Annotated in this window: 25 protein-coding genes and 1 other RNA gene; 18 read left to right on the top strand and 8 right to left on the bottom strand. The window is 63.8% G+C overall.

Going from position 1 to position 24,702, the window contains the following annotated elements; translation table 11 throughout:
• From VKS22_15025 to VKS22_15005, 5 genes are read right to left on the bottom strand one after another with little or no spacing between them, the layout of a single operon-like run.
• On the bottom strand, window positions 1-735 hold the full coding sequence (locus tag VKS22_15025) for a class I SAM-dependent methyltransferase (protein HLW71925.1): 735 nt from the start codon (window positions 733-735) through the stop codon (window positions 1-3).
• A complete protein-coding gene (locus tag VKS22_15020; GenBank protein ID HLW71924.1) occupies window positions 732-1,391 on the bottom strand; it encodes a sugar transferase in 660 nt (219 codons plus the stop codon). The genes VKS22_15025 and VKS22_15020 overlap by 4 nt, the downstream gene beginning before the upstream one ends.
• Before the next feature lie 6 nt (window positions 1,392-1,397).
• Window positions 1,398-2,681, bottom strand: coding sequence for a glycosyltransferase family 4 protein (locus VKS22_15015; protein HLW71923.1), 1,284 nt, complete (start codon window positions 2,679-2,681; stop codon window positions 1,398-1,400).
• Between the two features lie 28 nt (window positions 2,682-2,709).
• Window positions 2,710-4,590 carry an asparagine synthase (glutamine-hydrolyzing) gene (asnB, locus tag VKS22_15010; GenBank protein HLW71922.1) on the bottom strand — a complete coding sequence of 627 codons (1,881 nt, stop codon included), beginning with the start codon at window positions 4,588-4,590 and terminating at the stop codon, window positions 2,710-2,712.
• A 3-nt stretch (window positions 4,591-4,593) separates the two neighbouring features.
• The gene (locus tag VKS22_15005; protein HLW71921.1) at window positions 4,594-5,610 is read right to left on the bottom strand and encodes a glycosyltransferase family 2 protein; all 1,017 of its coding nucleotides are present in this window, start codon (window positions 5,608-5,610) and stop codon (window positions 4,594-4,596) included.
• A 266-nt stretch (window positions 5,611-5,876) separates the two neighbouring features.
• On the opposite strand from VKS22_15005, the gene VKS22_15000 reads away from it, so the two are divergent.
• The 11 genes from VKS22_15000 to recR all read left to right on the top strand — a co-directional run bounded on the left by VKS22_15000 (window position 5,877) and on the right by recR (window position 17,613).
• Window positions 5,877-7,481 carry a hypothetical protein gene (locus tag VKS22_15000; GenBank protein ID HLW71920.1) on the top strand — a complete coding sequence of 535 codons (1,605 nt, stop codon included), beginning with the start codon at window positions 5,877-5,879 and terminating at the stop codon, window positions 7,479-7,481.
• Between the two features lie 10 nt (window positions 7,482-7,491).
• Entirely contained in the window at window positions 7,492-8,760 is a 1,269-nt protein-coding gene (locus VKS22_14995; GenBank protein ID HLW71919.1) for an acetyl-CoA hydrolase/transferase C-terminal domain-containing protein, read from the top strand.
• 39 nt (window positions 8,761-8,799) lie between these two features.
• Window positions 8,800-9,666 (top strand): pyrroline-5-carboxylate reductase, encoded by an 867-nt coding sequence (gene proC, locus VKS22_14990; protein HLW71918.1) that lies wholly within the window; start codon window positions 8,800-8,802, stop codon window positions 9,664-9,666.
• An 18-nt stretch (window positions 9,667-9,684) separates the two neighbouring features.
• On the top strand, window positions 9,685-9,999 hold the full coding sequence (locus VKS22_14985; protein ID HLW71917.1) for a YggT family protein: 315 nt from the start codon (window positions 9,685-9,687) through the stop codon (window positions 9,997-9,999).
• 146 nt (window positions 10,000-10,145) lie between these two features.
• Window positions 10,146-10,553: a zinc ribbon domain-containing protein gene (locus tag VKS22_14980; protein HLW71916.1), complete on the top strand. Its 408-nt coding sequence runs from the start codon at window positions 10,146-10,148 to the stop codon at window positions 10,551-10,553.
• 87 nt (window positions 10,554-10,640) lie between these two features.
• A complete protein-coding gene (locus VKS22_14975; protein HLW71915.1) occupies window positions 10,641-12,659 on the top strand; it encodes a hydantoinase/oxoprolinase family protein in 2,019 nt (672 codons plus the stop codon).
• 2 nt (window positions 12,660-12,661) lie between these two features.
• The gene (locus VKS22_14970; protein HLW71914.1) at window positions 12,662-14,233 is read left to right on the top strand and encodes a hydantoinase B/oxoprolinase family protein; all 1,572 of its coding nucleotides are present in this window, start codon (window positions 12,662-12,664) and stop codon (window positions 14,231-14,233) included.
• Window positions 14,234-14,465: 232 nt separating this feature from the next.
• Window positions 14,466-14,564: signal recognition particle sRNA small type (ffs, locus tag VKS22_14965), an RNA gene on the top strand.
• A gap of 69 nt (window positions 14,565-14,633) precedes the next feature.
• Entirely contained in the window at window positions 14,634-16,526 is a 1,893-nt protein-coding gene (gene dnaX / locus VKS22_14960; GenBank protein HLW71913.1) for a DNA polymerase III subunit gamma/tau, read from the top strand.
• A 51-nt stretch (window positions 16,527-16,577) separates the two neighbouring features.
• A complete protein-coding gene (locus VKS22_14955; GenBank protein ID HLW71912.1) occupies window positions 16,578-16,928 on the top strand; it encodes a YbaB/EbfC family nucleoid-associated protein in 351 nt (116 codons plus the stop codon).
• 31 nt (window positions 16,929-16,959) lie between these two features.
• Entirely contained in the window at window positions 16,960-17,613 is a 654-nt protein-coding gene (gene recR / locus VKS22_14950; GenBank protein ID HLW71911.1) for a recombination mediator RecR, read from the top strand.
• A gap of 16 nt (window positions 17,614-17,629) precedes the next feature.
• Here recR and VKS22_14945 read toward each other — a convergent pair whose 3' ends face one another.
• Entirely contained in the window at window positions 17,630-18,130 is a 501-nt protein-coding gene (locus VKS22_14945) for a hypothetical protein (GenBank protein ID HLW71910.1), read from the bottom strand.
• Between the two features lie 176 nt (window positions 18,131-18,306).
• On the opposite strand from VKS22_14945, the gene menA reads away from it, so the two are divergent.
• Window positions 18,307-19,263 carry a 1,4-dihydroxy-2-naphthoate octaprenyltransferase gene (gene menA, locus VKS22_14940; GenBank protein ID HLW71909.1) on the top strand — a complete coding sequence of 319 codons (957 nt, stop codon included), beginning with the start codon at window positions 18,307-18,309 and terminating at the stop codon, window positions 19,261-19,263.
• A 20-nt stretch (window positions 19,264-19,283) separates the two neighbouring features.
• Here menA and VKS22_14935 read toward each other — a convergent pair whose 3' ends face one another.
• A complete protein-coding gene (locus VKS22_14935) occupies window positions 19,284-19,589 on the bottom strand; it encodes a hypothetical protein (protein HLW71908.1) in 306 nt (101 codons plus the stop codon).
• A gap of 332 nt (window positions 19,590-19,921) precedes the next feature.
• On the opposite strand from VKS22_14935, the gene VKS22_14930 reads away from it, so the two are divergent.
• From VKS22_14930 to VKS22_14910, 5 genes are all read left to right on the top strand, one after another.
• Window positions 19,922-20,353, top strand: a complete 432-nt coding sequence (locus VKS22_14930) for a GatB/YqeY domain-containing protein (GenBank protein ID HLW71907.1) — start codon at window positions 19,922-19,924, stop codon at window positions 20,351-20,353.
• Between the two features lie 12 nt (window positions 20,354-20,365).
• Window positions 20,366-21,508, top strand: a complete 1,143-nt coding sequence (locus VKS22_14925) for an alpha/beta fold hydrolase (protein HLW71906.1) — start codon at window positions 20,366-20,368, stop codon at window positions 21,506-21,508.
• Window positions 21,509-21,649: 141 nt separating this feature from the next.
• Entirely contained in the window at window positions 21,650-21,889 is a 240-nt protein-coding gene (locus tag VKS22_14920; protein HLW71905.1) for a hypothetical protein, read from the top strand.
• Window positions 21,886-22,323, top strand: coding sequence for a TA system VapC family ribonuclease toxin (locus VKS22_14915; protein HLW71904.1), 438 nt, complete (start codon window positions 21,886-21,888; stop codon window positions 22,321-22,323). The genes VKS22_14920 and VKS22_14915 overlap by 4 nt, the downstream gene beginning before the upstream one ends.
• 68 nt (window positions 22,324-22,391) lie before the next feature.
• Window positions 22,392-23,159 (top strand): class I SAM-dependent methyltransferase, encoded by a 768-nt coding sequence (locus VKS22_14910; GenBank protein HLW71903.1) that lies wholly within the window; start codon window positions 22,392-22,394, stop codon window positions 23,157-23,159.
• Window position 23,160: 1 nt separating this feature from the next.
• Here VKS22_14910 and VKS22_14905 read toward each other — a convergent pair whose 3' ends face one another.
• On the bottom strand, window positions 23,161-23,985 hold the full coding sequence (locus tag VKS22_14905) for a hypothetical protein (protein ID HLW71902.1): 825 nt from the start codon (window positions 23,983-23,985) through the stop codon (window positions 23,161-23,163).
• A 126-nt stretch (window positions 23,986-24,111) separates the two neighbouring features.
• Between VKS22_14905 and VKS22_14900 the strand changes: the two genes are divergently transcribed.
• Window positions 24,112-24,681 (top strand): hypothetical protein, encoded by a 570-nt coding sequence (locus tag VKS22_14900; GenBank protein ID HLW71901.1) that lies wholly within the window; start codon window positions 24,112-24,114, stop codon window positions 24,679-24,681.
• Window positions 24,682-24,702 lie beyond the last annotated feature (21 nt).

The raw sequence follows: 24,702 nt of genomic DNA, 5'->3' as shown, positions 1-24,702 counted from the left end.
CTACTCAATCACCGCGTAGCCGATATAGGGGTCCCATTCGAGGCGCCGCAGCCGCAGCGCGCCGATGCCGAGCGTCTCGAGCAGCGCCAGGGTTTCGCCCGGCCAAATCGGATTATCGAGTTCGTCGAAAGCGATTACCGCGCCCTTCGGCATCCGCGGCACAAAATGCTCGATCGCGGCCTTGGTCGCGTCATATAGATCGACGTCGAGAAACAGCAGGCTGACCATCAGATGACGATTTTTTTCGATGAATTCGGGAATCGTCCGCACCAGATCGCCTTTGACCAGTTCGACCTTATGCATGTGGCCGAGGAAGCGATCAGCGTCGTACTCCTGAATCAGCTCGCTCAATTCGTTGAAGCTATTGGCCTTGAGTTCGCCCTCGCGGCTCTGTTGGAACTCGCTCTGATCGCGCGGACTGACCGAGGGAAAGCCCTCGAAGGTATCGAAGCCGTAGATGCGGCGTGTGAGATTTTCGGGTTCGAGAATCGTGCTGAGCTTGGCCCACGACATCAGGCCGAACCCGCGGAACACGCCGCACTCGACCACCGAGCCTTTGACCGGCAGAACCAGCTTGAAAATTTCGTACAGCGCCAGAAAACGCTTGAGCTGCTGGCGCCGCACGTACTTGGGAAAATTCTCGAGCTTGGTCTCGACGCTATCGCCGCATCGATTGAAGATGCCTTCGATATTGCGGCCGACCTGGCGCTCAGTCTCGGTGCGGAATTGCTTCACGCGCGCTTCCCCTCGACGGGGTGCCGCTCCGAGATTGCGGATTGATCTTCCGCGACGCGCCGCACGCCGAGCAGATTCAACAGAGTAAGCCGGAAGATATGCAGATCGGTCACCAGGCTTTGCTGTTCGACGTAGAGCAGCGCGAGCCGGGTCTTTTCCGGCGCGATCAACTCAAGATAGGCGGCGTCCGGATCGCGACTGCCGCGCAGGATTTCGGCTTCATTGCTGAACTTGATCGAAGCGTAATCGGTGATGCCGGGACGAACCGACAGGATCTTTCGCTTCTGCTCCGGGTCATAGAGTTCGACCGCCCACGCGATCTGCGGACGCGGACCGACGATACTCATCGCGCCGCGTAGCACGTTGAGCAACTGCGGGAGTTCATCGATTTTATAGCGGCGGATCAAATGGCCGCAGCCGGTGATTCGCTCATCGTCGGCGGCCGTCGAGGAAGCGCCGCGACGATCCGCATCGACGACCATCGTGCGGAATTTCAGCATTTTGAAGGGTTTGCCATAACGGCCCACCCTTACCCCTCGATAGAAGACCGGGCCGCCGCCCTCGAGCTTGATCCAGCCGGCGACGAACAAAAAGAGCGGCGAGAGCGCGATCAAGAGAATCGACGCAAAGATCAGGTCGAAGAGCCGTTTGATCATAAACGCTCAGAGGACCGCACGATCCGTTTTCGCCCGGAGATCACTGTCGGCAACCTGACCATTCGCGATCATTTCGAGATGCTGGACGAGCGCCGGATAGACCACGGCGTCGCTGAAGCGCTCCGCAAAGATCCGCCGGCCGTTGGCGCCCATCTGACGGCGCAGCGCCGGTTTGGCGCACAACAATTCGATTGCCGCTGCCAGCGACGCGGCGTCGCCGGCCGTGTAGCCCAGTCCGATCTGTTCGCTCCGCACCAAGTCTCCCAGCTCTCCGCCCAGCGATGATACCAGCGCCAGCCCCGACGCCATATACTCGAACGGCTTGTTTGGCATCGATTGGGGCGCGCCGGATGTATAAGGGGCCAAGCCTATCGCGGAGGCTGCCAACAAATCCTGCAAGGCGAATTGGTCAAGCCACCCGGTGAAGGTTAGATTCGTCAAGCCGCGGGCTCTGGCCTTGAGCTTCGCGGTCTTTTCACCATCACCTGCCAGGACGAGGTGCGCCGCATCAATCCCCGACGATGCGAGCTTACGCGCAGCCTCGATAACAGTTTCAAGATCGTAGGTCGAACCGAAAATTCCAGCAAAGGTTGCGACGATCGCGCCCGCCGGAAGGTTGAAGCGTGCGAGCGTTCGAGCGGATTCTTCAGGGCTCGCGGCCGGCGACGGCCGCGCGGGCGCGGGGAAAGCAAGCGGGAAAGTCCGATCGTTCACTGAGCGCGAGCGGCCCGCGTAGGCGAGCGCCCATGCCAGGTAGTAATCCGACACCGCGGTGAGGCCACGGGCCTCGCGACAGATGCGCGACATCCGGCGGAAGCGGCTGCGCAGCGCCAGCTTGGCGATCCAGCGCAGCGGCCGCGGCACGATCCCCAGATAGGAGTCGGGCCACAGGTCGCGCACGTCGATCACTACGGGAACACCGTCGCGCCGGCCTAGCTCAACCGCTTTTTCCGCAAGCTCCGGCGTCGGCATGCAACAAAAGATCAGGTCGGGCTTCGAGAGCACGGCGGCCTCCCGCGCGAAGGCCTCCGCGACGACCTGGTGATGCCTGATTCGCGCCAGCGACAGGTTGCGGCGATAACCGGGACCGTGGAGCAAGCGCAGCGTCAGGCCGGGCTGCCGCTCGATCGTTTGCGGGGCATCGAGACGATGGACCTTGCGCGCATGATGGAACGTGCTCGTCCACCATCGCACCTCATGGCCGCGCGCGAGCAACGCCGCGCTCAGCATCCCGCATCGCCACGCCCGTTCGCCCTCGTCGATCGGCAGTGGCTCGGTGGCCTCGACCATCCAGACGCGCATGACTCGGAGTGTGAGGCTAAGCCGCCGCCAGATGAGCGGCGAACTGGCGCGCCCAGATCTCTGTAACGATCGGATTGAAGACATCTTTGAAGCTGATCGCGCCGCGGTCCGCCGGCTGCTTCTGATATGCCGCGTAACGTTGACGCAGCGCCGGCTGATCGATCAGTCCGCGACTCGCTGTCAGCATTTCTCCCTTGAGCATCGTCTCAACCTGCGGTTTCAGCTCATGTTTGAGCCATTCACTCTGCGGGTTGATAAAGCCCTGCTTGTCCTTGCGCCAGATGATCGGCGCGGGCAGCAGATCCTCGAGCGCCTTGCGCAAAACCCACTTGGTCCAGCCGTCGCGCAACTTTAACTCCGGCGCCAGCGGCAGGACCAGATTGATCAACCGCGCATCCAGGAAGGGCAGCCGGATTTCCCGCGCCCAGGCCATCGAGCTGCGATCTTCGTAGTGCGTGAGCGCGGGCACGGAAAAGCGCAGAAGATCGGCGCGCTGCCGCGCCTCGAGATTGCCCGCGCCGAGACTTACGTCGAGTGAGCAATCAGTTGCGCGCAGGCGCGGCCCGCGAATATCGATTTCCCGCGGCCGCATGAAGCCGGGCATATAGCGCTTGGCCTCGCTCAGTTCAAACTGCCGCACGACTGTGCCGCGCCGCACGAAGCTCCCGAAGGTGCGGGCCGCACTCCACAGACGACCGCGGCGGACGAGATCGTTGAGATGGAAGCCCAGAAACTTGAGGTAGCCGCAGAGCAGCTCGTCGGCCCCCTGCCCGCTCAGAATCACCGTGATTCCGAGTTCGCGCGCCCGCTCCATCAGCAGATAGTGCGCGACGGTGGAAAAGCTGCCGATCGGCTCGTCGTTCGCGTAGGTCACCTGGTTGAGCAGCTCGAACCAGCGCGCGGGCGCCTGCGCCAGCTTGACGTAATGGACCGGACAATCGAGATGGCTGGCGACCTGCGCGACGAACGCGCTCTCGTCGTAGCGGCGATCGTCCGACGTTGCCGACATCGCGTGCAGGTCTGCGCCAGCGCCGAGCGCCAGGCGCATCGCCGCAGCGATCGCGGACGAATCGACGCCGCCCGATAACAGCACTCCAACCGGCACGTCGCTGCGCAGACGAATCCGCACCGCGTCGAGGAAGGTCTCGCGCACCTGCTCGATGCGATCGGCAACCGGCTGCGCCACCGCCGCGGTCGCGAAGCTCCAGTAGGGCCGCGGGGTCTCTTCGAGCCGGCCGCGATTCAGATCGAAATGCAAATTGTGCCCGGCCGGCAGGGCGCGAATCCCGTCAAAAAATGTCTCGTCTTGCGCGTCGAGCAGACTCTGCCCGAGGTAGCGCCCGACCGCGATCGGGTTCACCGCGAAGCGCCGTCCTGTGCCAATCAGAATTGCCTTGAGCTCGGACGCAAAGAACAATTGATCGTCATCGTCGCGATAGTAATAGAGCGGCTTTTCGCCAAACCGATCGCGCGAGAGCACCAGCCGCGCGGCACGCTGATCGAGCCACGCTAGCGCCCACATGCCGTTGAAGCGCTCGAACGCCTGCTCGCCCCACACCGAGAGCGCCCACAGAATTACTTCCGTATCCGACTGCGTGCGGAAGCTCGCCCCGAGCGCGGTCAGCTCGTCGCGCAACTCGACGTAATTGTAAATCTCGCCATTGAAGACAATCCCATGGCTGCGGTCCGGCAGAAACATCGGCTGCCGGCCGGCGTCACTCAAATCCAGAATCGCCAGTCGCCGGAAACCCAGCGCGACCGTACGCGCGCCGACCACGCCCGACCAGTCGCCCTCGGCGTCCGGCCCGCGATGACGGATTGCGGCGCTCATGCGCATCAGCGCCTGCGCGACCCCTTCGTAGCGCCCCGGCGTTACGATTCCGGCAATTCCGCACATCGCTCAGGCCAAGGCTTGTAGAGCTTGCCTTATAAGCGGATTGAAATGACGGAACTTGCGCATGCGGCGAGACTGCTGCCATCCGCGGGTGTTATGCACCAAGCGCGCAATCGGACGCGAGAGCCGCGGGGACGCGGCGATCCGCTCGAAGCACAATCCGACCAGCCGCCGATTCATTTCCAGCCGCAGGACTCGGCCCGCCGCCGCGGCTGATTCGAGCTGACCGGTTTGAATCGCATGGAGCGCCAGGCGGGCGTAGGAATCGCTGATAACCTCGCGCAGCCGCGCCATGGCCTCAGCGGAACAATCCCGCACGTCGTTCTGGGTCTTCGTGTACATGCGGCGCAGCGCCTTCAGTGAAATCTCCGCCCGCAATGAGTTTCCGACCGAGGCGTCATAGACGAAGTGCAGGACGCCGGGCTGCCGTCCCACCACGATCGGCCAGCGCGCGGCGATGCGCCAGAGGAGATCCGTATCGAAAGAGAAATTTATCTCCGCATCGAGGCCGCCCGCGCGCCGCAGTCCCTCGGTGCGGAAGATGACTCCGCCCAAGCTCTGGCTGCGCATCATTTCCATCAACGCCGGCGGCTGATGCAGCCCCTCGGCGCCCGGCGCGGCCGGCGCGCCGAGACAGTCGCCCGCCTCCGAACAGAACACGAGCAATCCGCAATATATGGGAGCTTCGCTGAAACGCTCCAGTTGCGCCAGACCCGACTCGAGGAAATCCGGCATGGCGACGTCGTCGTCATCCAACACCGTAAAAAATGGCGTGCGGACGTCCTCGGTCGAGCGCACGAAATTACCGATCATGCCCAGATTCTGTGCGCGCCCGACATATTTGACCCGGCGGTCACGAGCGGCGAACTCCGCCGTGACCGCCGCCGTCTCATCGCCGGAGGCATCGTCGCAAACCTGGACTTCAAAGTCTCGGAAGGTTTGCGCCAGCGCACTCTTGAGCGCCCGTCGCAAAGGCTGCGGCCGCCGATAAGTTGGAATCAGAATCGTAACCTTGGGCAACACCTTGGAATCCCTTATGCCACTGTCTATGCGCAATCGTCTCTGCGATCGTCGGTTCAATTTTCAGGAATCGTGCGAGCTCGGCCGGCGTCAGCCTGCCGAGGTTCGCGGCCTATTGTACGGCAAAAGCCCGCCACTGCACGAAGCCTTACCAAGCGCAACGAGCTGGAGTCGAGCAGACGAGTCTGCGAGCGCCGCTCTTGCTGTTGACGATCAGGCCTCATCCGCGCTACGCGACACTATCGACTGACTCGGCGGAGGTTCGACTAATGGCACAAACCAGCAATCGCTACGGCTCATCGGCGTTGGCGGCCACCGTCGCCAACGGATGGAAATGCACGCAACTCACCCCGCCGAGCGCGCTCTACGGCGCCAATGGGATGCGCATCGGACCCGACAAGCGGCTCTACGTCGCCCAGGCCTTCGGCAGCCAGCTCAGCGCGATCGATACGGTCAGCGGCGAAGTTTCGATCATCAGCCCGCAGGGCGGACCGATCATCGCGCCCGACGACCTCGCCTTCGACTCGAAAGGCACCCTCTACATTACCGAGGTGATGAGCGAGCGGGTCTGCGCGCGCTCACCCAATGGCGAGGTGCGGATCATCGCCGACCACGTCAGCGCCGCCAACGGCGTGACGGTTCATCAGGATCGCATCTTCATGGACGAATGCCGGCCCAACGGGCGGATGTGGGAGCTGTTTGCCGACGGCCACGCGCCTCGGCTGATAGCAGATAATCTGCCGCTGCCCAACGCGCTCTTTCTCGGCCCCGACGGCTACATCTATTTTCCCGTGCTCGGCGAAAACGCCATCTGGCGCGTCGCTGTCGGCGGCGGCCGTCCCGAACCCTTTATCAAGGACCTCGGCCTGCCGACCGCGGTGAAAATCAACAGCAAAGGCGAACTCATCAGCACCCAGGGCCGCACCGGCGAGATCCTGAAGATCGATTTGCAGAGCGCCACCAAGCGGGTCCACGCGAAAGTGCGTCCGGGTCTCGACAACTTCGCGCTCACCGCCGACGATCGCATTTTCATCTCACACTTCACCGACGGCGGCGTCGCCGAGTTGATGGCCGATGGCAGCGAACGGCGGCTGATTCCCCCAGGCTTCTGCGAACCGGCCGGGCTCGCGGTCGGCAGTGACGGCGTGCTCTACGCCGCCGACGGCATCAGCATGGCGGCGGTCGATCCCAACGGCGCGCAGCGGCGCGTCGGGATGCTCTTCGATGGGGCCTTCCCGGGCTTCGTGCGCGGACTCGGCGCCGCGCCCGACGGCAATCTCCTTGTTACGACTTCCGCCGGCGACGTCACGACCTACCATCCGACCTCTCATGCGATGACCGAAAACGCCAAGGGCCTGCAGGAAATTCATGGCGTGGCGATGGCGCCGAACGGCGCGATCGTGGTCGCAGAGAGCGGCGGCGGGCGCGTCCTCGTCATTACAGGCAAGGAGACCAAGACGGCAGCCAGCGGCTTGTCGCGACCGACCGGAGTTGCGGTCGCGCCCGACGGCTCATGCTACGTCACCGAAGCCGGCAAAGGCCGCGTCGTTCACGTCAATGGCGGCGTCAGCGAGGTGCTCGGCGGACTGCGCGAGCCGCAGGGCGTGCTGCTCTCAGGTGACGACCTTTATGTCGTGGACCCAGGCGCGCACCAGCTGATTCGCTTCTCGACCAAGTCACGCAAGCAGGAGACGATCGCCTCGAATCTCCCCATCGGCTCGCCGATGGGCGTCGTGCCACACGTTTTGGCCGGCATCCCGGGACTGCTCCCCGGACCAATCCGGCCCTTCGCTGGCATCGCGCAAGACCGCGACGGCTCGATCTACGTCTCGGCCAACGGCGAGGGCAGCATCCTCGCCTTCCGTCAGGCTTAGCAGCGCGACGATGCCGCGCGAGATCAAGCTCGAGGACCTCGATCTCGCGGGCATCATTCATCCGGGCGAGCAGGTCGTCTGGGGCCAGGGGATCGGCGAGCCCGCGACGTTGGTCGAAAAGCTGCTCGAACAGCGGCATCGGATCGGCCGCGCCGAGGTCTTTCTCGCGGGCGTCCGCTCGCGCCAGACTTTGAAGCCCGAGCACGCCGACGTCCTGAGTTTCACCAGCTTCGGCGCGATGGGTAATCTGCTGGCGCTCTCCCGCGCCGGAATGCTGCGCGTCTTGCCGGCTCATCTTTCGCAATTGAAGGGCTACTTCGATAGCGGCGCCATTCGCAGTGACGTGGTTTTCGTCCAACTGAGCGAGCCCGACGAAAGTGGCGCCTACAGCTTCGGAATCGCCAACGACTTCCAACAGTTCGCGATCGCGCGGGCGCGCGTCGTTATCGCCGAGGTCAATGCCGAGCTGCCGTGGACCTATTGCGACGGGCAAATTGCGCCGGAACGCATCGATTACCTCGTGCGCACGTCGCGCCCGCTGCCGCAATCCCGGCCCCAGCCAATTTCTGCGATCGAAGAAAAAATCGCCGGCCACATCTGCGGTTACATCGAAGATGGGACGACGATCCAGATCGGCGTCGGCGCGATTCCCGACGCCGTGCTCGCGCAGCTCGGCGATCGCCGCGACCTCGGCTTTCATTCCGGACTGATCAGCGATCGCGTCGCCGACTTGATCGAAGCCGGGGTCGTCACCAACGCCCGCAAACCGATCGATACCGGCATCACCGCCGCAGCGTTGCTGGTCGGCACCGAGCGGCTCTACCGCTTCGCCCACAAAAACCGCGCGATTCGCCTCTTCACCTACATGCATACGCATGGCGCGAACGTCCTCTGTCGCCTCGGCAAATTCGTTGCGATCAACTCCGCGATTGAGGTGGACCTGAGCGGCCAGATCAACGCCGAGACTGCAGCCGGCGAATATATCGGCGGCACCGGCGGACAGGGCGACTTCGTGCGCGGCGCACAGCTCGCCTCGGCCGGGCGCGCGATCATCGCGCTGCCTTCGACTGCGCGCAACGACATCAACAGCCGGATCGTGCCCGCCCTGGCCGACGGCATCGTTACGACCCCGCGCAGTGACGCCGACGTCATCGTCACTGAGTTTGGCGCGGCCGAGCTGCGCGGCCGTCCGCTCGCCGAGCGTGCCCGCCGCCTGGCGGCTATCAGCCATCCGAATTTCCGCCCAGCCCTTGAAGCCGCCGCCCAGCGGATCACGTAAGATACCTCGGCCACTACGGAGCAGGGGGAAAGGTAGGCGATGAAAAAGCTGGGTTTTATCGGGGGCGGCAACATGGCCGAGGCGCTGATGCGCGGGCTGGTTGAGGGCCAGGTCTTCACGCCCGCCGACCTCATCGCCTCCGACGTCGACGCCGCGCGCCGCCGGCAGATCAAACGCAAGCTCAAGATCGACGCTACCGCCGACAACCTCGAAGTAGTTCGCAACGCGCGCGCGATTCTCTTTGCCGTCAAGCCGCAGAATATCGACGAGGTGCTGCGCGAGATCGCGACCGTCTTCGCCCCGCCGGCCGCGAAAACCACGGCGCGCAGCGGGAAAACTCCGCGCTCACTCGCGGCCAAAGACCGCCTCTTCATCTCGATCGCTGCGGGCATCACGCTCGGTCGCTTTGCCGCCGCCTTCGGAGCCGCCGCGCGGGTCGTTCGCGTGATGCCGAATGCGCCCGCGATGGTCGGGCAGGGCATGGCCGCGATGGTGCGCGCGCCCGGCGCCTCCAAGGCCGACGAAGCTTTCGCGCTGCGCCTCTTCCGCGCCGTCGGCGACGCCGTGGCGCTCGACGACGAGACCTTGCTCGACGCCGTGACGGCTCTCAGCGGTAGCGGCCCAGCCTACGTCTATCTCTTCGTCAAGGCGCTGACCGACGCCGGAGTCGCCGAGGGCCTCCCGCCCGCACTTTCACTCCGGATGGCGCTCAAGACCGTGCGCGGTGCGGAGGAGAATATGCGCCAGTCGCCGCTCGACGCCGCCGAACTCATCCGCATCGTCGCCTCACCCGGCGGCACCACCGAGGCTGCCCTGCGTAAGTTCGCCGAGTCCGGCTTTTCTGATATTGTCTCTAAAGCCCTGCATGCCGCCGCTGAGCGCTCTCGCGATCTCGGCCGCAACTAACCGTTTAGGACATAATCCGTGATCTTCTGGAACCAACTCATCGGCTGGACGCTCACGACTATCTACCAGCTGCTCAACATCTATTTCTGGATCGTCTTCGTCGCCGTGTTGCTGACCTGGATCGAGCCCAACCCGTACAACCCGATCGTGCGCTTTCTCTATTCAGTCACCGAGCCGGTGTTCGACTTCGTGCGCGAGCATCTGCCGACAGTTTTTGGCGGCATCGACCTCTCTCCGATGGTGGTGCTGCTCGCCATCGGCTTCCTTCAGCGGGTTGTGATCACGAGTCTGCTTCAGTACCTGACCATCGGCGCGGCCCCATCGTTTGGATAAAGCGTGCATCCCCGCCGCATCCAGCCGCAAAATCAACTGGCACTCGATGGATGTGATTGACAATGAATCGCCGCATGGTTACCTACGAAGTAGAGCCTTTGCTCGCGTGCAGCAGGCGCGACCGTCAATAGAGTTGCTTGAATCTCATGCCAATCTACGAATATAAGTGCCATAACTGCGGAGTTTTCGAAGTCACCCAGCGCATCACCGAGAATGCCTTGAAAAAGTGCCCGACCTGCAAGGGCAAGGTCGAGCGGATCATCTCGGCGACCTCCTTCGTGCTCAAGGGCAGCGGCTGGTACGCCACCGACTATGCGAACAAAGGCAAGACCGATGCTACCGCCATCGATTCCTCAGCATCCACTGGCGCCGCCAGCGACTCCAGTAGCAATGGATCATCAGACAGCGCCGCCAAAGACGCCGCGACCAAGCCTGCCAAGTCTTCTGAAAAGTCTGCCGAAAAATCGGCTGACAGCTCGAAATCCGCCGGCGCCAGGTCCGTTAGCGCGAAGGCCGATAGCTCCGACAAAGGCGCATCCAAATCCGCCGACTGATAAACGCCCGCCGACTGCTCGCGCCCTAACTTCGTGATCGCCGCCGCAGGTAGCATTGCCTGCGGCTTTTTTGTTTCAATCAGCTCCATGCCTGCGCCGCTCTTCGTCGGGATCGACACCGGCGGCACCTTCACCGACCTCGTCGCTCTGATCGACGGCGAAATCCGCGTCCACAAACTCCCTTCGACTCCGCACGATCCCGCAGAGGCGGTCTTCCGCGGACTCGTCGCGATTATCGACGGCCGGGCTCCAACCGTCGTCACCTATAGCTCAACCGTCGCAACGAACGCCCTGCTGGAGAAAAAGGGCGCACGGGTCGCGCTCGTAACCGATCGTGGCTTCGAGGATCTGATCGAAATCGGCCGCCAGAACCGCACAGACCTTTATGCGCTGGCGCCGAGCCGGCCTGCGCCGCTGGTGCCGCGCGATCGTCGTTTCGGCGTCGGCGGCCGCACGCTCTTCGATGGCCACATCGAAACGCCCCTTCGCGCCACGGAACTTCGCACGCTGCGCACCGCCCTCGCACGCGCCGGCGTCGAGGCGATCGCCGTCTGCCTCCTCCATTCCTATGCCAACCCGAAAAGCGAGCAGGCGATCGCCCGCACCCTGGCCCCGCTCAAGCTCGCGCTCTCGATCTCCCATCGCATCCTGCCCGAGTATCGCGAGTTCGAACGGCTTTCGACCACCGTGGTCAATGCCTACGTTGCCCCACGGATGGTCGCGCATCTGACGCAGCTCGAGCGGCGTCTGGGCGGCTCGGCCCTGCGCGTGATGCAGTCCAACGGCAGCGCGATCGGCGTCGCTCTCGCCTGCGCCGAACCCGTGCGCACCATCCTCTCCGGGCCCGCCGCCGGCGTCGTCGGCGCCGCCACGCTGGCTCGCGATTCCGCGTCATCCGTGCCGCGCAACCGCGGAGCGCGGACGGCGCAATCGACGCAAAAAGCTCTCGACCGCCTTATCACCTTCGACATGGGCGGCACCTCCACCGACGTCGCCCTGTTCGACGGCCGCGCGCGCCTGCGCACCCTCAGCTATCCCTCCGGCTATCCGGTGCGCACGCCGGTGATCGATATTCATACCGTCGGCGCAGGCGGCGGTTCGCTCGCCGCGCTCGACGCCGGCGGTTCGCTCAAAGTCGGCCCCGAGAGCGCCGGCGCGGACCCGGGCCCCGCCTGCTATGGCCGCGGCATCGCACCCACCGTCACCGACGCCAATCTCGTCGCCGGCCGCCTGCTCGCCGGCAACTTCCTCGGCGGCGCGATGCAACTCCATCCCGACCGCGCCGCCCGCGCGCTCGCTCAGCTTGCCCGCCAGATGAGGTCCACTCCTGCCGCCGCGGCGCGCGGCGTGATTCGCGTCGTCAACGCCAACATGGAACGCGCCATTCGCGTCATCACCGTCGAGCGCGGTTTCGATCCGCGCGATTTTACACTGCTCGCCTTCGGCGGCGCCGGACCGATGCATGCCTGCGAACTCGCGCTCGACCTCGGCATCCGCCACATCGTGATGCCGCGAAATCCTGGACTCCTCTGCGCGTGGGGCGCGCTCGCGGCGCCGCTCGGCCGCGAGCTCTCCCTCACGATTCGCGATCCGCATCCGGAACTGCGCGCGCTCGAGCGCCGCGCCCGTCCGCTGATCGAGCGCGCCCGCGCCGCTCTGCTAGCCGATGGCGCAGCGCCCGCTTCCATCCGCCACGAGCTCTGGGCCGATCTGCGCTATCGCGGCCAGTCCTACGAAATAGAAATCCAGCTCCGCCCGCGCTTCCTTGACGATTTTCACGAGCGCCACCGCCGGACCTTCGGCCATGCCGCGCCCGACGCGCCCGTCGAAGTCGTCAACCTCCGCGTGCGCGCCTCCGCGCCTGCACCCGCGCTCGCCCAGACCCGACTCGGCGCGAAGCCGCGACCACAACCACTTGCCCGCGCCTCTGCGATCGTCGCCGACGTCGCGCGCACGATTCCCGTCTATGCGCGCGACACGCTGGGCGCCGGCGCTCGCCTCAACGGCCCGCTCATCGTCGTCGAGCTCAGCGCCACCGCCTACGTCGCGCCCGAATTCGCCGCCCACACCGACGACTTCGGCAACCTGCACCTGGAGTTGCGATGACCATGAAGTTCGATCCGGTCACGCTCGCCGTGATGAACGCGCGCCTCGCCGCCATCGCCGAAGAGATGGGCGTCGTCCTCGGCCAGACCGGCTACTCGCCGAACATCAAGGAGCGCCGCGACTACTCCTGCGCGCTCTTCGACGGCCGCGGCGAGCTGGTCGCGCAGGCCGCCCACATCCCGGTCCATCTCGGCGCGACCCCGCTCTCCGTACGTGCCGTTATCGACCAGCTTGAGCTCGGACCCGGCGATGTCGCCATCGTCAACGATCCCTTCGCCGGCGGCACCCATCTTCCCGACGTCACCGTCGTGATGCCGATCTTTATCGACGGCTCGCCGCGCCCCTTCGCCTACGCCGCCAACCGCGCCCATCATGCCGACATCGGCGGGATGGCGCCTGGCTCGATGGCGCTCGCGACCGAAATCTATCAGGAGGGTTTCCGCCTCCCGCCGGTAAAACTCATGATCGCCGGCGCGCCCGCGCGCGACGTCTTCGCGCTTTTTCTCGCCAACACGCGCGTGCCCGAGGAGCGCGAGGGTGACCTGCGCGCTCAGCTCGCCGCGCTGCAGGTCGGCGCTGAACGCACTCGCACGCTGGTCGCGACCAGCGGACCGCGCCAAATCGCCGCCGCGATGGAGACGCTCAAGGACTACGCCGGCCGCCTGATGCGCGCCGCGCTGCGCCAACTGAAGCCCGGCCTCTACCGCGCGCGCGACTTCCTCGACGACGACGGCTTCGGCAACGGACCGATTCCGATCGCGGTCGCGATCCGAATCGATCGCGGACGCGCCGTCGTCGACTTTACCGGCTCAGCCCCGCAGGTGCGCGGCGCGGTCAACGCCAATTACGCGATCACACTCTCCGCCACTTTCTATGTGATGAAGTGTCTCGCCGCCGAGGCCGTGCCCGCCAACGCCGGCCTGATGCGCCCGATCAAGTTGATCGCGCCGCCCGGCTCGATCGTCAATGCGCTCGCGCCCGCCGCGGTTGCCGGCGGCAACGTCGAGACCTCGCAGCGCATCGTCGATGTGCTCTTCCGCGCGCTGGCGCAGGCCGCGCCGGATCGCGTGCCAGCCGCCAGCTCGGGCTCGATGTCGAATCTCACGATCGGCGGCTACGATCGTTTTCGCGCCCGCCAGTTCTCCTACTACGAGACCATCGCCGGCGGCGCTGGCGCTGCCCCCGGCGCTCCCGGCGCTTCGGGACTGCATACTCATATGACTAATACACTCAACACGCCGATCGAGGCGCTCGAAGCCTACTATCCATTGCGCGTCACTGAGTATCGGATTCGCCGAAACTCCGGCGGGCGTGGCGCGGCGCGCGGCGGCGACGGTCTCATCCGCGAACTCGAATGCCTGATCGATTCCGCTGTCAGCCTGCTCACCGATCGCCGCGTCATCGCCCCCTGGGGTCTCGACGGCGGCGGCGACGGCGCTCTCGGCGCGAACTATCTGATTCGTAAAACTGGCGCGCGTGAAAAACTTCCCGGCAAGACCAACCTGCACCTTAATCCGGGTGATCGCATCCGGATCGAAACTCCCGGCGGCGGCGCCCACGGCCGGATCAATTGAAGGCTTTCTTCGCGCCTTAGCCGAATTGTCGCGCTCGCTGAGCGGGTCGGCCAAGACCGCTGACCAAATTCTCGAATCGGTCGCCGGATTTTGTAAGCTAATTTCAAACTCAGGACGCCAGGCTCCGCTGGTTGCCGGGCCGAGGCCGAGCAAAACAGTTTTGCGCGGTCGGTTGCAAGCCGCGCAGTGTGATAATTTAATAGCGAGTTTCAAGGAGATTGCCGCCGCTGATAGCCGGGTCCTGCGCAAGGGAAGGCCGCGAACCCCGCCAGGTCCGGAAGGAAGCAACGGTACCGGCTGACTCCCTGTGCCGCAGGGTCGCCTGGCTATCATCGGCGGGCAATCTCCGTTTTTGATTTTTGCGGCGACGCGCGCTGCAACTAACCGCCCAAGGATATCGATGGCCGCAAGCCCCTCATCGCATCTGGTTTTGGCGCGCAAATGGCGTCCTGAACGCTTCGAGGATCTGGTCGGTCAAGAGCACGTCACGCGGACGCTGATCCAGGCGCTGCGCAGCGGACGCATCTCACACGCCTTCCTCTTCACCGGGATTCGCGGCGTGGGCAAAACGACCGCCGCGCGCATCCTCGCGCGATGCCTCAACTGCGCGACCGGGCCGACGCCGGAACCCTGCGGCAAGTGCGCCGCCTGTCTCGAAATTCGCGCGGGCGGCGCGCTCGACGCAGTCGAAATCGACGGCGCGACCTATCGCAAAATCGACGACGCCCGCGCGATTATCGAAAATCTCGGCTATCGGCCCGCGCGCGATCGCTTCAAGATCTACATTATCGACGAGGCTCATCAGCTTACGGATCAGGCCTTTAATGCACTGCTGAAAACGCTCGAAGAGCCGCCGCCTCACGTCAAGTTCATCCTGGCGACGACCGAGCCGCAAAAGATGCCCGACACGATCCTGTCGCGGCTGCAGCGCTACGATTTTCGGCGCATTCCGTTTGCCGCGATTCTCGCGCGGCTCAGGCAGCTCGCCGAACTCGAAGGCGCCGCCACCGACGACGCTGCGCTGAGCCTGCTCGCGCGCGAGGCCGGCGGCAGCATGCGCGACGCCGAACGAATGCTCGAGACCGCAATCGCTTCGCTCGAAGGACAGATCAGCGAGACCGATGTCGCCGCGATCCTGGGCGTCGCCAGCCGCAGCCGCGTGATGGAGATGATCGCCGCGGTCCTCGAAAAGGACGCCGCGCGCGCGCTTAACGCCGTGCGCGAACTCCATCGGCGCGGCGCCAATCTTGAATCGATGGGCCGCGACCTGCTCGAAGTCCTGCGCAACCTTGCGGTCGCGAAACTGCCCGGCGCCGACGGCCCGCAGAGTCCGCTGGCCGATCTCCCCGATCAGGAGGCAAGCGGCCTGAAGGCGCTGGCTGCGCAGGCGAGCGCGCGCGATCTGATGCGGCTCTTCCACATTTTGGCCGACGCGCAGGAGCAGCTCATCCGCTCGCCCTATCCCGACCTGATCCTCGAAATGGCGCTGATGCGGATGGCTACGCTGGCGCCAGTGATCGACGCCGACGAGCTGCTTCGCGCGATCGGCGCCGCGAGCGCGAGCGCTGCCGGCGGAGGCGTGACCGCGCCGCCTGCGCCAGTAGCGGCAACCGGCGGGACCTCGTCCGTAAGCGCGACGGCCGGCGATTCGTCGGGCGCACGGCGGATTCCGATTCGCGGCGAGGTCAATGCAAGCGCGCCGCGACGTCCCCCACCTCCGCCATCAGCGGCTCTTCCGGCAGGAACACTCGCCGACCTGCCGGATCTGCGTGATTTCATCCGCAGCCGCCGCGCGGCTCTCGCGGGCTTCATGGAGCAGGGTGCGGGTTTGCGCGTCGCCGACGATATCTTGACCGTGACGCCGCGCAGCGAAATTTACGTGCGCTATCTCAGCGACAACAAGACCGCGATCGCCGAACTCGCAACCGAGCTCTACGGCCGCCGCATCCGGGTCGAAATGGCGGCTGCGGCCGGCGCCGCTTTATCCGCGGAAATCAGCGCGGCGTCGCCGCCTGCAGCGGCTGCCGATCCTGCGCCAAGCGCATCCGCACCACCAGTTATCGGGGCAGCGGACCCCGCGATTCCTTCATCTGTCGAGCGCGACGCGCCCAGCGCGGCGGCACCGAAAGCTTCCGTACAGAAACTTTCGAGCAACGATCGCGACACCCTTTACGCTGACCCAGTAGTGAAACGCATCTTCAGTGAGTTTGAAGCGCGCTTCATCGAAATCCGCTCCGATCCGTCGGTCCCGCGAGTCGCGACCGCCGAGGAATCCGCCTCTACCAAGAAATGATTCGAAGCAATCGCAGCGCGCGCCCGCCAGCCTTTGAGGAGTAAAATCTTTATGCCCCCGTCCGATTCGCCGCCTTTCGACCTTTCTTCCCTCATGAAGCAAGCGCAAGCTTTGCAAGAGAAGTTCAAGCAAACTCAGGACGATATGGCGGCCAAGACCGTCGAGGCGTCGGCCGGCGGCGGGATGGTGCAGGTGGTCGCCGACGGCGCGATGCGCGTCCGCAGCGTCCGTATCGATCCCGCGATGCTTGCCGCAAACGATCGCGAAATGCTTCAAGACCTCGTTGCCGCAGCCGTCAACGAGGCCCTGCGCCGCGCGCAGGAGATGGTGACGCAGGAGATGAGCAAGCTGGCGCCCTTCGGCGGCATGAACCTGCCGGGTATTCTGGGCGGACGCAGCTAATCGAGCCACCGCGGCGCAGTCAGTTTCGTCAATGGCGGAAGATCTCAAGCGCGAAAATCTCGAGCGCCAAAATCTTAGGCGTAACGACGGCCTGCCGCCTGCCATGACGCGACTGGTCAAGGAGCTGGCGCGGCTGCCCGGAATCGGTGAGAAGACTGCCGCGCGGCTTGCCTTCAATCTGCTCAACCGGCCGCGCAACGAAGTCCTCGCGCTCGCGGAAGCCTTGCTCGAAATGAAAGAGCGGGTCGGTCTGTGCAGCGGATGCTTCGGGCTGTCCGATACTGCGCGATGCCCGATCTGTAGCGACCCGGCGCGCGAGCACGATCTGATCTGTGTGGTCGAAGGCCCGGCCGATCTGATGGCGCTCGAGCGTGCGCGGAGCTTCAACGGCGTTTATCACGTGCTGCACGGCGCGATCGCGCCGCTCGACGGAATCGGTCCCGACGACATCAAAATTAACGAGCTGCTCGAGCGAGTGCGCAGTGCCGGCGCGATTCGCGAGGTAATCATCGCGACTAATGCCACGGTCGAGGGCGAGGCCACCGCGCTCTATCTCGCGCGCGCGCTGAAATCCTCCGAGGTCAGGACCACCCGGCTGGCGCGCGGCCTGCCCGCCGGTGGCGACCTCGAATACAGCGATGCGGCTACGCTGTCGAGCGCGATTTCCGGGCGCCGCGACCTGTAACCTTCTCGCTCGCGCCTTAGTTCGTGCCGATCGTCCCGTTGAGGCTGAAGAGTACCAGCGGCACCGTAGCAATGGTACTGCCGTTGACGCTCGCAGTCGCCACCCCGGAGCCGATCTCGTTGGCGAAAGTTCCCGTGCCACCCTCGATGAAATAGGTTCCGCTGAAGGTCTCGGGAACAAACGTCGGCGCGATCGAACAGAGTAGGCCTGCTTCGCCGAAAGCAATCGAATCGCCCTTGGGATTGTTCAGGGTGCCGGTCCCGCTCGCGCCAAAACATTGATTTGTACAGGCTGCATCGATACAGACGAACCCGGCACTGTGATTTATCGTGAGTGTCGCGCTGACTAAAAAGTTGCCGGCTTGGCTAGCCCTCACTCGCCCCGAGAAGGTGGCCGAACACGACGCGCTGGCCGGCGTGCAGTCCGTGGTGAATGACGTGCCGGATCCGATCGCGTTGAATGGATCGACCGTGAGCGCTTCAAGCGGCGCCGCCGCGGCCACGAGTACGCAAGCCATAATCAACATCGAACAAAGCCTGATTGAGCGTTTCATAGCACTCCTCCTATATGACGTGTACGTCGCCTAATCCAATTTGGTTACATTCTAACCCCACCGCGTCAACGTTGATATGAATGAATCCGGCGCGCTACAATTGCGCCGCTCGCTATCGATTCAGAGGAGAGATAGTCGCGATGGATCAGGCGGGAACGATTTCTCCCGCGCCGATTGCGCATCCGGGAACGCTCAAGGTCTGGCTGCAGGCGAGCCGCGCCTTCACGCTCGGCATGCCCTTTATGAGCGTGACCGTCGGCGCTTTCCTCGCGCTCTACGCCGGCGCGCCCTTCTCGCTGATGCGCTATCTGGTCGCCGCCGTCGCCGCGATGCTGCTGCAGGCCGCCGCCAATCTGATTAATGATTACTACGACTTCATCAAGGGCACCGATGGCGATAACTGGGAATCACCTGACGCCTTCGGGCCCGGCCTCGTGATTCAGCAGGGTCTGTTGAGCGCCGAGCAGATCCGCGTCGCAGGACTTGCGACCTTCACCGCCGGCTCGATCCTTGGTCTTGGACTGGCCTGGGTCTGCGGATGGCCGATTCTTATACTCGGCCTGGTCGGCGTTCTGGGCGCCTATTTCTACACCGCCGCACCGCTCAGCCTCGCCTATCGCGGGCTCGGCGATTTCATGGTCTTCGCCCTGATGGGCCCCGGCTACGTGCTCGGCGGCTACTTCGTCCAGATGGGCGCCTTCTCATTGAGCGCCGCTCTGGCCGGCTGCTCGATGGGCTTGCTCTGCTCGAGTCTCCTGCAGGCCAACAATCTCCGCGACATCGAGAACGACCGCGAGCACGGGAAATGGACCGTCGCGGCGCTCGTCGGACGGCGCGCTGCCATCGTCGAGCTGATCATATGCGACGCACTGGCCTATCTGATCGTGCTCGTCGGCATCAGCACGCACCGCTTGCCGTGGCTCTGCCTCGCAGTTGCGATCACCCTCCCCCGCGCGATCGATCAGGTACGCCTGGTCTCGGGTGACGCCGACGCCGAATCGCACAATCGCGCGATGGCACGGTCGGGCCAATTGCAGTTTGAGTTCGGCGCGGTGTTGGTCGCCGCCTTCATCTTCAGCCGCCTGTTTGGCTGGTGAGAAGGCGACGACCGTTTTACTCAACGCGATGAATGCGCCGCCCGCTTGCTCGCCGTCTTGCCGACACGTTGATGGATCCGCGCCAGGTTCGCCGTCAGCGCCTCGAGTTTGTTCCTCCCCTCCTCTGTCGCGTCGCGTCGCTCCTCAGCGGTGAGCGGCGTCCGGCCAGTCTGGCCCAACTGCACCATCGCCAGGTAAGCGTGATAGCCGGCCTGCCGCGTCTGCTCGTCGAGCAGTCCGATCCGTCCGAAAATCTCCTCGAGCCTCTCCTCAACCGTCTGCAGCCTAACCTCGATCTCCTTCTTGGGCATTCGCACCTTGGTCATTATCCCCCCGTTTTGATGTGCATGAATTGACATAACACAACATCAATCATCTTCAATTATCATCCGTAACAAACTGATAGAAACGAATCAACTGAAGGTTATGCCCACGGGTGATGATCTGATTCTTATACCTGTAATCGATGATTATAAAGGCAATAAGTAGCGAATCAACTCTGTGCAGTTCATGCGAGATACAATAGGCCTTAGTTCATCGGTTAAATCGGAATCGCCGATCGCCAAAGCTTTCGACCGCTCGACCAAGGTTGTAGAGTATCCGACGCGGGCAGACCCCTACGCACCGTTAAAAGTTCTGCGATGAGAAAAGTGAAAAAGTGAAGGCTCGATTGCAGAACGATCTCAAGGCCGCGATGAAGTCCGGCGACAAGCCTCGGCTGATGACCATTCGCGGCGTTCTAAGCGAAATCACTCGGCTCGAAAAGGACGTGCGCCGCGAGGCGAACGACGCCGATATCGTGCAAATTGTGAAACGCGAGCGGGCGCGGCGCGAGGAAGCGCTCGAATTCGCGCGCAAGGCGAATCGCGCGGATCTCATCACGCAGAACGAGGCTGAAGCGAAGATTCTCGAAGACTATCTGCCGGCTGCGCTCTCGCCCGTCGAAGTGCAGGCCGCGATTGCGGCGCATATCGCTGCGGGCGTCACCCAGATTGGCCCGCTGATGAAGGCGCTGCGCGATCAGTTCGGCGCCGGTCTCGACGGCAAAATCGCCAGCGACCTCGTCAAGCAGGCGCTCGCCACCAAATAAATGGAGAGACTTGTGCCCAACATCCAACCATTCAAGATCGAAGTCTCCGACGCCGTGCTCAAAGACCTGCGCGAGCGGCTCGAGCGCACCCGCTTTCCCGACGAAGTGCCCGACACCGGATGGGAGTATGGAACCAACCTTGCTTACATGGAGGAGCTGGTCGAGTACTGGCGCACCAAATACGACTGGCGGCGGCACGAGGCCGCACTCAACCGCTTCGATCATTTCAAGACGAATCTTGGCGGGCTCGATTTGCACTTCATCCACGCCAAGGGGCGCGGTCCAAACCCCAAGCCCCTGCTGCTCTCGCACGGCTGGCCGGGGACGATCTACGAATTTATGGAGATCATCCCGATGCTCACCAACCCGGGTGCGCACGGCGCCGATCCAGCGCACTCTTTCGACGTCGTCGCGCCTTCGCTCCCCGGCTATGGCTTCAGCGGCCATCCGCAGGTTCGCGCCACGAACATCCAGGCGATCGCTGATATGTTCCATTGGCTGATGACCGCGACCCTCGGCTATTCGCGCTACTGCGCACAGGGTGGCGACTGGGGTTCGGCGATAACCTCGCGGCTGGGTGAGGTCCACGGCGACTCGCTCTACGGCATCCACGTTAATTTGCTCTTTGTTGGTGGCCGCACCAAGCGTGAGGGCGAGCTCAGCAGCGAGGAGAAGGTCTTCCTCGCCGATCTCGATCACTTCCGCCGCGAGGAGACCGGCTATCAGCAGATTCAGGGGACCAAGCCGCAGACCCTCGCCTACGGGCTCAACGATTCACCCGCCGGGCTGGCCGCCTGGATCGTCGAGAAGTTCCGCACCTGGAGCGATTGCGGCGGCGACCTCAACCGCCGCTTCACGAAAGATCAGCTTCTGACCAACGTGATGATCTACTGGATCACACAGACGATTAATTCCTCGATCCGCCTGTATTACGAATCGCGGCATCATCCGTGGCGGCCCGACCCAGCCAAACGGATCGAAACGCCGACTGCGGCCGCGCTTTTTCCGGGTGAAATCCTCAAGCCGCCGCGCCAATGGGCCGAGGAGGCTTTCAATATCCAGCGCTGGACGGTGATGCCGCGCGGCGGCCATTTCGCGGCGATGGAAGAGCCGCGACTGCTGGCCGACGACATCCGAGCTTTCTTCTGGAGATAAATCGGGTCTTGATTACGGCTCCGCCATCGCAACGCATCGAGCGCCCGCCTGCCGCTGGTAGTTGGCGGAGCTAAAACCCGCCACACCATCGGCGGCCTTTGATCACTTGACATCTGATGATTGATGCTTGATGATCGGTGGATGCGTACCACTCTGGATATCGATGACGACGTTCTGGACAGCGCGAAAGAACTCGCCGCGATGCGCGGCACTACCGCCGGGCGGGTGCTTTCCGAACTGGCGCGCAGTGCACTGGCCCCGCGCGACCCCGCGGGGCGCAAACGCAATGGCGTCCCGCTTTTGCCGCCGCGGCGCGGGGCGCGGCTGGTCTCGCCGGAGATCGTCAACCGTCTTCGCGACGAAGTCTTAGCCCGCACGTGATCGCGCTCCTCGACGTGAATCTCCTGGTTGCGCTGTTTGATCCGTCCCACCTGCACCACGATGCTGCGCATGCCTGGTTCGGACGCAGTCGACGCCATCGCTGGGCCACGTGCGCGCTCACCGAGAACGGGCTGGTTCGTGTGTTGTCCAATCCGGCCTACACCGGCCGGCGCACAACGGTCGCTGATGCGGCCGCGCGTCTACATGCTTTTTGTTCGGCTCCTGAACACGTTTTCTGGGCCGATTCCGTCAGCTTGCGCGAGCCCGAACGCTTCCACTGGAATCGCGTGCAGGGCCATCGCCAACTGACTGACGTCTATCTTCTCGCCCTGGCAGTATCCAATCAGGGTCGGCTGGCGACGTTCGACGCTACGATCTCGCTCAAAGCGGTTGAAGACGCTGCCGAGCAGAACCTTGAGCTTCTCGCAGCCTGACTCCTCACGAAGACCGCCTATAGCGTCCGCCTGCTTCGCGAACTAATCCGCAACAACAGGCAATCCCGATGACCGATTTACCCGAATACGTACGCAGGAATCGGGTGTACTGGGACGCGCTGGCGCAGGACTATGTTGGGGCCGGCGAGAGATCCTGGGCCCAAGCCGCTCCGACCTGGGGTATATGGGGGATTCCGGAGGCCGAGGTTCGCATGCTGCCCGACGATCTCGCAAGCAAAGATGCGATCGAGCTCGGCTGCGGAACTGCATATATCTCGGCCTGGATGCATCGCCGCGGCGCGCGCGTGGTCGGAATCGACAACTCGGAGTCACAGCTTGCCACGGCGCGCCGGCTGCAGCGCATTCACGCTCTCAACTTCCCGCTCCTCCATGGCAACGCCGAGACGGTGCCTTATCCGGCCGCGAGCTTCGATTTCGCCATCTCGGAATATGGGGCCTGCCTGTGGGCGGATCCGGAACGCTGGATTCCGGAGGCCGCGCGCCTGCTGCGTGCGGAGGGTCGATTGGTCTTTCTGACGAACTCGTTCCTGATGACCCTGTGCGCGGAGGCCGAGGACAGTCTGCCGACGACGGAGCGGTTGCAACGTCCGGCGTTCGGGATGAAGCGGGTCGAATGGGGCGGCGATGAAAGTGTCGAGTTTCATCTCTCACACGGCGACTGGATACGGCTGCTGCGGAGTTCGGGCTTCGAAATCGAGGAGCTGCTCGAGCTCCGTCCCTCGGCGCAAGCCACGACGCGCTATCCTCACGTCACCCTCGAATGGGCGCGTCAGTGGCCAAGCGAAGAGGTTTGGAAGGTGCGCAAACGGAAATGAATCACGGGCCGTAGGGACTCGAGTTTGGAGTCCCTGACGGATAACCCGGATAGGGGTTATAGGGTGCGCCACCGAACGTGCCCGGCGGTCCGAAGCCCGGCCCTCCGAAGCCCGGCGATCCTGACGACCCGGAACCAAGCGAGATCATCCCACCCGAGGCAATCGCGAGTCCCAGTCCCAACCCCATAATTAGCAGCGGGCTCAGCGAGCTCATCGATGCGCCGTTTCCGGCGGGTCCGTTGCCCTGGGATTGTGCGTACTGCTGCAAGTCGTTCTGATGCTGGAGGTAGCTGCTCGCGCCCGGCATATTGTCAGCCGGATCGGGCGAGTTGTCGGCGACTGCAGCGCTGCTGGAGCTCGTATTCGCGGCCATGCCAGAGTCATTGGCCGTAAGCAGGCTCGGATTCACGCTGATGCGGTTATCCACTATCACCGTCGAATCCTTCAGGTACGTGCGCGTCTTGCTGACGGCGTCGCTTTTGCCGAAGTCCGTGCCGGTGAAGCCGTAGAGCACCACTTCACGGCCCCCGCTGGGACCCTTTAGGACCTGCGCCCCGACTAGCGGAAGCCGGTGTTGGGTGAGATATTCGGTCAGGGCCCGGCTGGTGGACTGATCCTTGATATAGCGGTTGGTGTTGATAGACGCGCTCGCGCCACTGGCTCCCGGGGCGCTGCCCGTATAATCGGAAGAAGCTGACGGATTATTCGCGACGGGCGCAGCGGTTGTACTCGCCGCGGGATAAGGCGCGGCGCTTTGGGCGCAAGCTTGGCCTAGCGCAATCGTAACCGCCAACGAAACTCCCAGCGCGATGCGGGCACGTCGCATGAGACAATGATACTCCATTACAGTCGCGGGTAGAAACCTCCATGATTTTTGACGCTCAGCAGGGCCGGCCGCTTCATTTGTGCTATTGTGCGGGCCAATCCGGATCTTTGCGAACGGGGATTCGCTATGGAAGGCGCGCGTCATTATCGTTCTGAGTGCTGGCGAGGGGTCACCGCCCTGCTCGCGATCGCAACGATTTGCACGGGATGCTCGACGCCCGGCAAGGTGCCGATGCAGGTCGACATCACGCAACTCGGTCCGTACGCCAATGCCGCCAGATCGCCCGATTGTACGATGCCGGTGCTGAGCACGATGCCGTTAACCACGTACAAGGAGGTCGCGATCGTCGAGGCCTGGTCCGATCTTCAGGACGATCAAGCCGACGTGCTGCCGGCTTTGCGGCGCAAGGCGTGCGAGACCGGCGCCGACGCCCTGGTGGTGATCACCAGCCAGCATCAGGACATCAAGCACTTCCTCTACCAGGCGAGTCCGAATGAAACCTTGACCGAGACCACGCAGCAGAACGTCTATGCCGGACAGGGCGAATACATCAAAGAGGCCGAACACACGCGGCGAATCGGCGAGCCGGGCCACAACGGCTACTACCTTGAAGGGATCGCGATCAATTACACGATCGAGACCGGCAAGCAGTCCGCTGATCCGGATCCGGCGATCGGCTCCCGTCCCAACAGTTGAAGCGCCACCGGTGTGCTTTGC

Source organism: Candidatus Binataceae bacterium, from assembly GCA_035308025.1.
GTDB lineage: Bacteria > Desulfobacterota > Binatia > Binatales > Binataceae > JAJPHI01.
The sequence above is the reverse complement of the archived record's forward strand: the minus strand, read 5'-3'. Positions and strand labels throughout refer to the sequence as shown.

Bases quoted from the DNA above. Each gene is read 5' to 3' on its own strand.
- VKS22_14970 (HLW71914.1), top strand. From the start codon at position 12,662: ATGAAGTTCGATCCGGTCACGCTCGCCGTGATGAACGCGCGCCTCGCC.
- menA (HLW71909.1), top strand. From the start codon at position 18,307: ATGGATCAGGCGGGAACGATTTCTCCCGCGCCGATTGCGCATCCGGGA.
- VKS22_15020 (HLW71924.1), bottom strand. From the start codon at position 1,391: ATGATCAAACGGCTCTTCGACCTGATCTTTGCGTCGATTCTCTTGATC.
- VKS22_15000 (HLW71920.1), top strand. From the start codon at position 5,877: ATGGCACAAACCAGCAATCGCTACGGCTCATCGGCGTTGGCGGCCACC.
- VKS22_14920 (HLW71905.1), top strand. From the start codon at position 21,650: ATGCGTACCACTCTGGATATCGATGACGACGTTCTGGACAGCGCGAAA.
- VKS22_14910 (HLW71903.1), top strand. From the start codon at position 22,392: ATGACCGATTTACCCGAATACGTACGCAGGAATCGGGTGTACTGGGAC.
- VKS22_15015 (HLW71923.1), bottom strand. From the start codon at position 2,681: ATGGTCGAGGCCACCGAGCCACTGCCGATCGACGAGGGCGAACGGGCG.
- VKS22_14955 (HLW71912.1), top strand. From the start codon at position 16,578: ATGCCCCCGTCCGATTCGCCGCCTTTCGACCTTTCTTCCCTCATGAAG.
- VKS22_14975 (HLW71915.1), top strand. From the start codon at position 10,641: ATGCCTGCGCCGCTCTTCGTCGGGATCGACACCGGCGGCACCTTCACC.
- recR (HLW71911.1), top strand. From the start codon at position 16,960: ATGGCGGAAGATCTCAAGCGCGAAAATCTCGAGCGCCAAAATCTTAGG.
- VKS22_14995 (HLW71919.1), top strand. From the start codon at position 7,492: ATGCCGCGCGAGATCAAGCTCGAGGACCTCGATCTCGCGGGCATCATT.
- VKS22_14935 (HLW71908.1), bottom strand. From the start codon at position 19,589: ATGACCAAGGTGCGAATGCCCAAGAAGGAGATCGAGGTTAGGCTGCAG.
- VKS22_14945 (HLW71910.1), bottom strand. From the start codon at position 18,130: ATGGCTTGCGTACTCGTGGCCGCGGCGGCGCCGCTTGAAGCGCTCACG.
- VKS22_14905 (HLW71902.1), bottom strand. From the start codon at position 23,985: ATGCGACGTGCCCGCATCGCGCTGGGAGTTTCGTTGGCGGTTACGATT.
- VKS22_14980 (HLW71916.1), top strand. From the start codon at position 10,146: ATGCCAATCTACGAATATAAGTGCCATAACTGCGGAGTTTTCGAAGTC.
- asnB (HLW71922.1), bottom strand. From the start codon at position 4,590: ATGTGCGGAATTGCCGGAATCGTAACGCCGGGGCGCTACGAAGGGGTC.
- VKS22_14900 (HLW71901.1), top strand. From the start codon at position 24,112: ATGGAAGGCGCGCGTCATTATCGTTCTGAGTGCTGGCGAGGGGTCACC.
- dnaX (HLW71913.1), top strand. From the start codon at position 14,634: ATGGCCGCAAGCCCCTCATCGCATCTGGTTTTGGCGCGCAAATGGCGT.
- proC (HLW71918.1), top strand. From the start codon at position 8,800: ATGAAAAAGCTGGGTTTTATCGGGGGCGGCAACATGGCCGAGGCGCTG.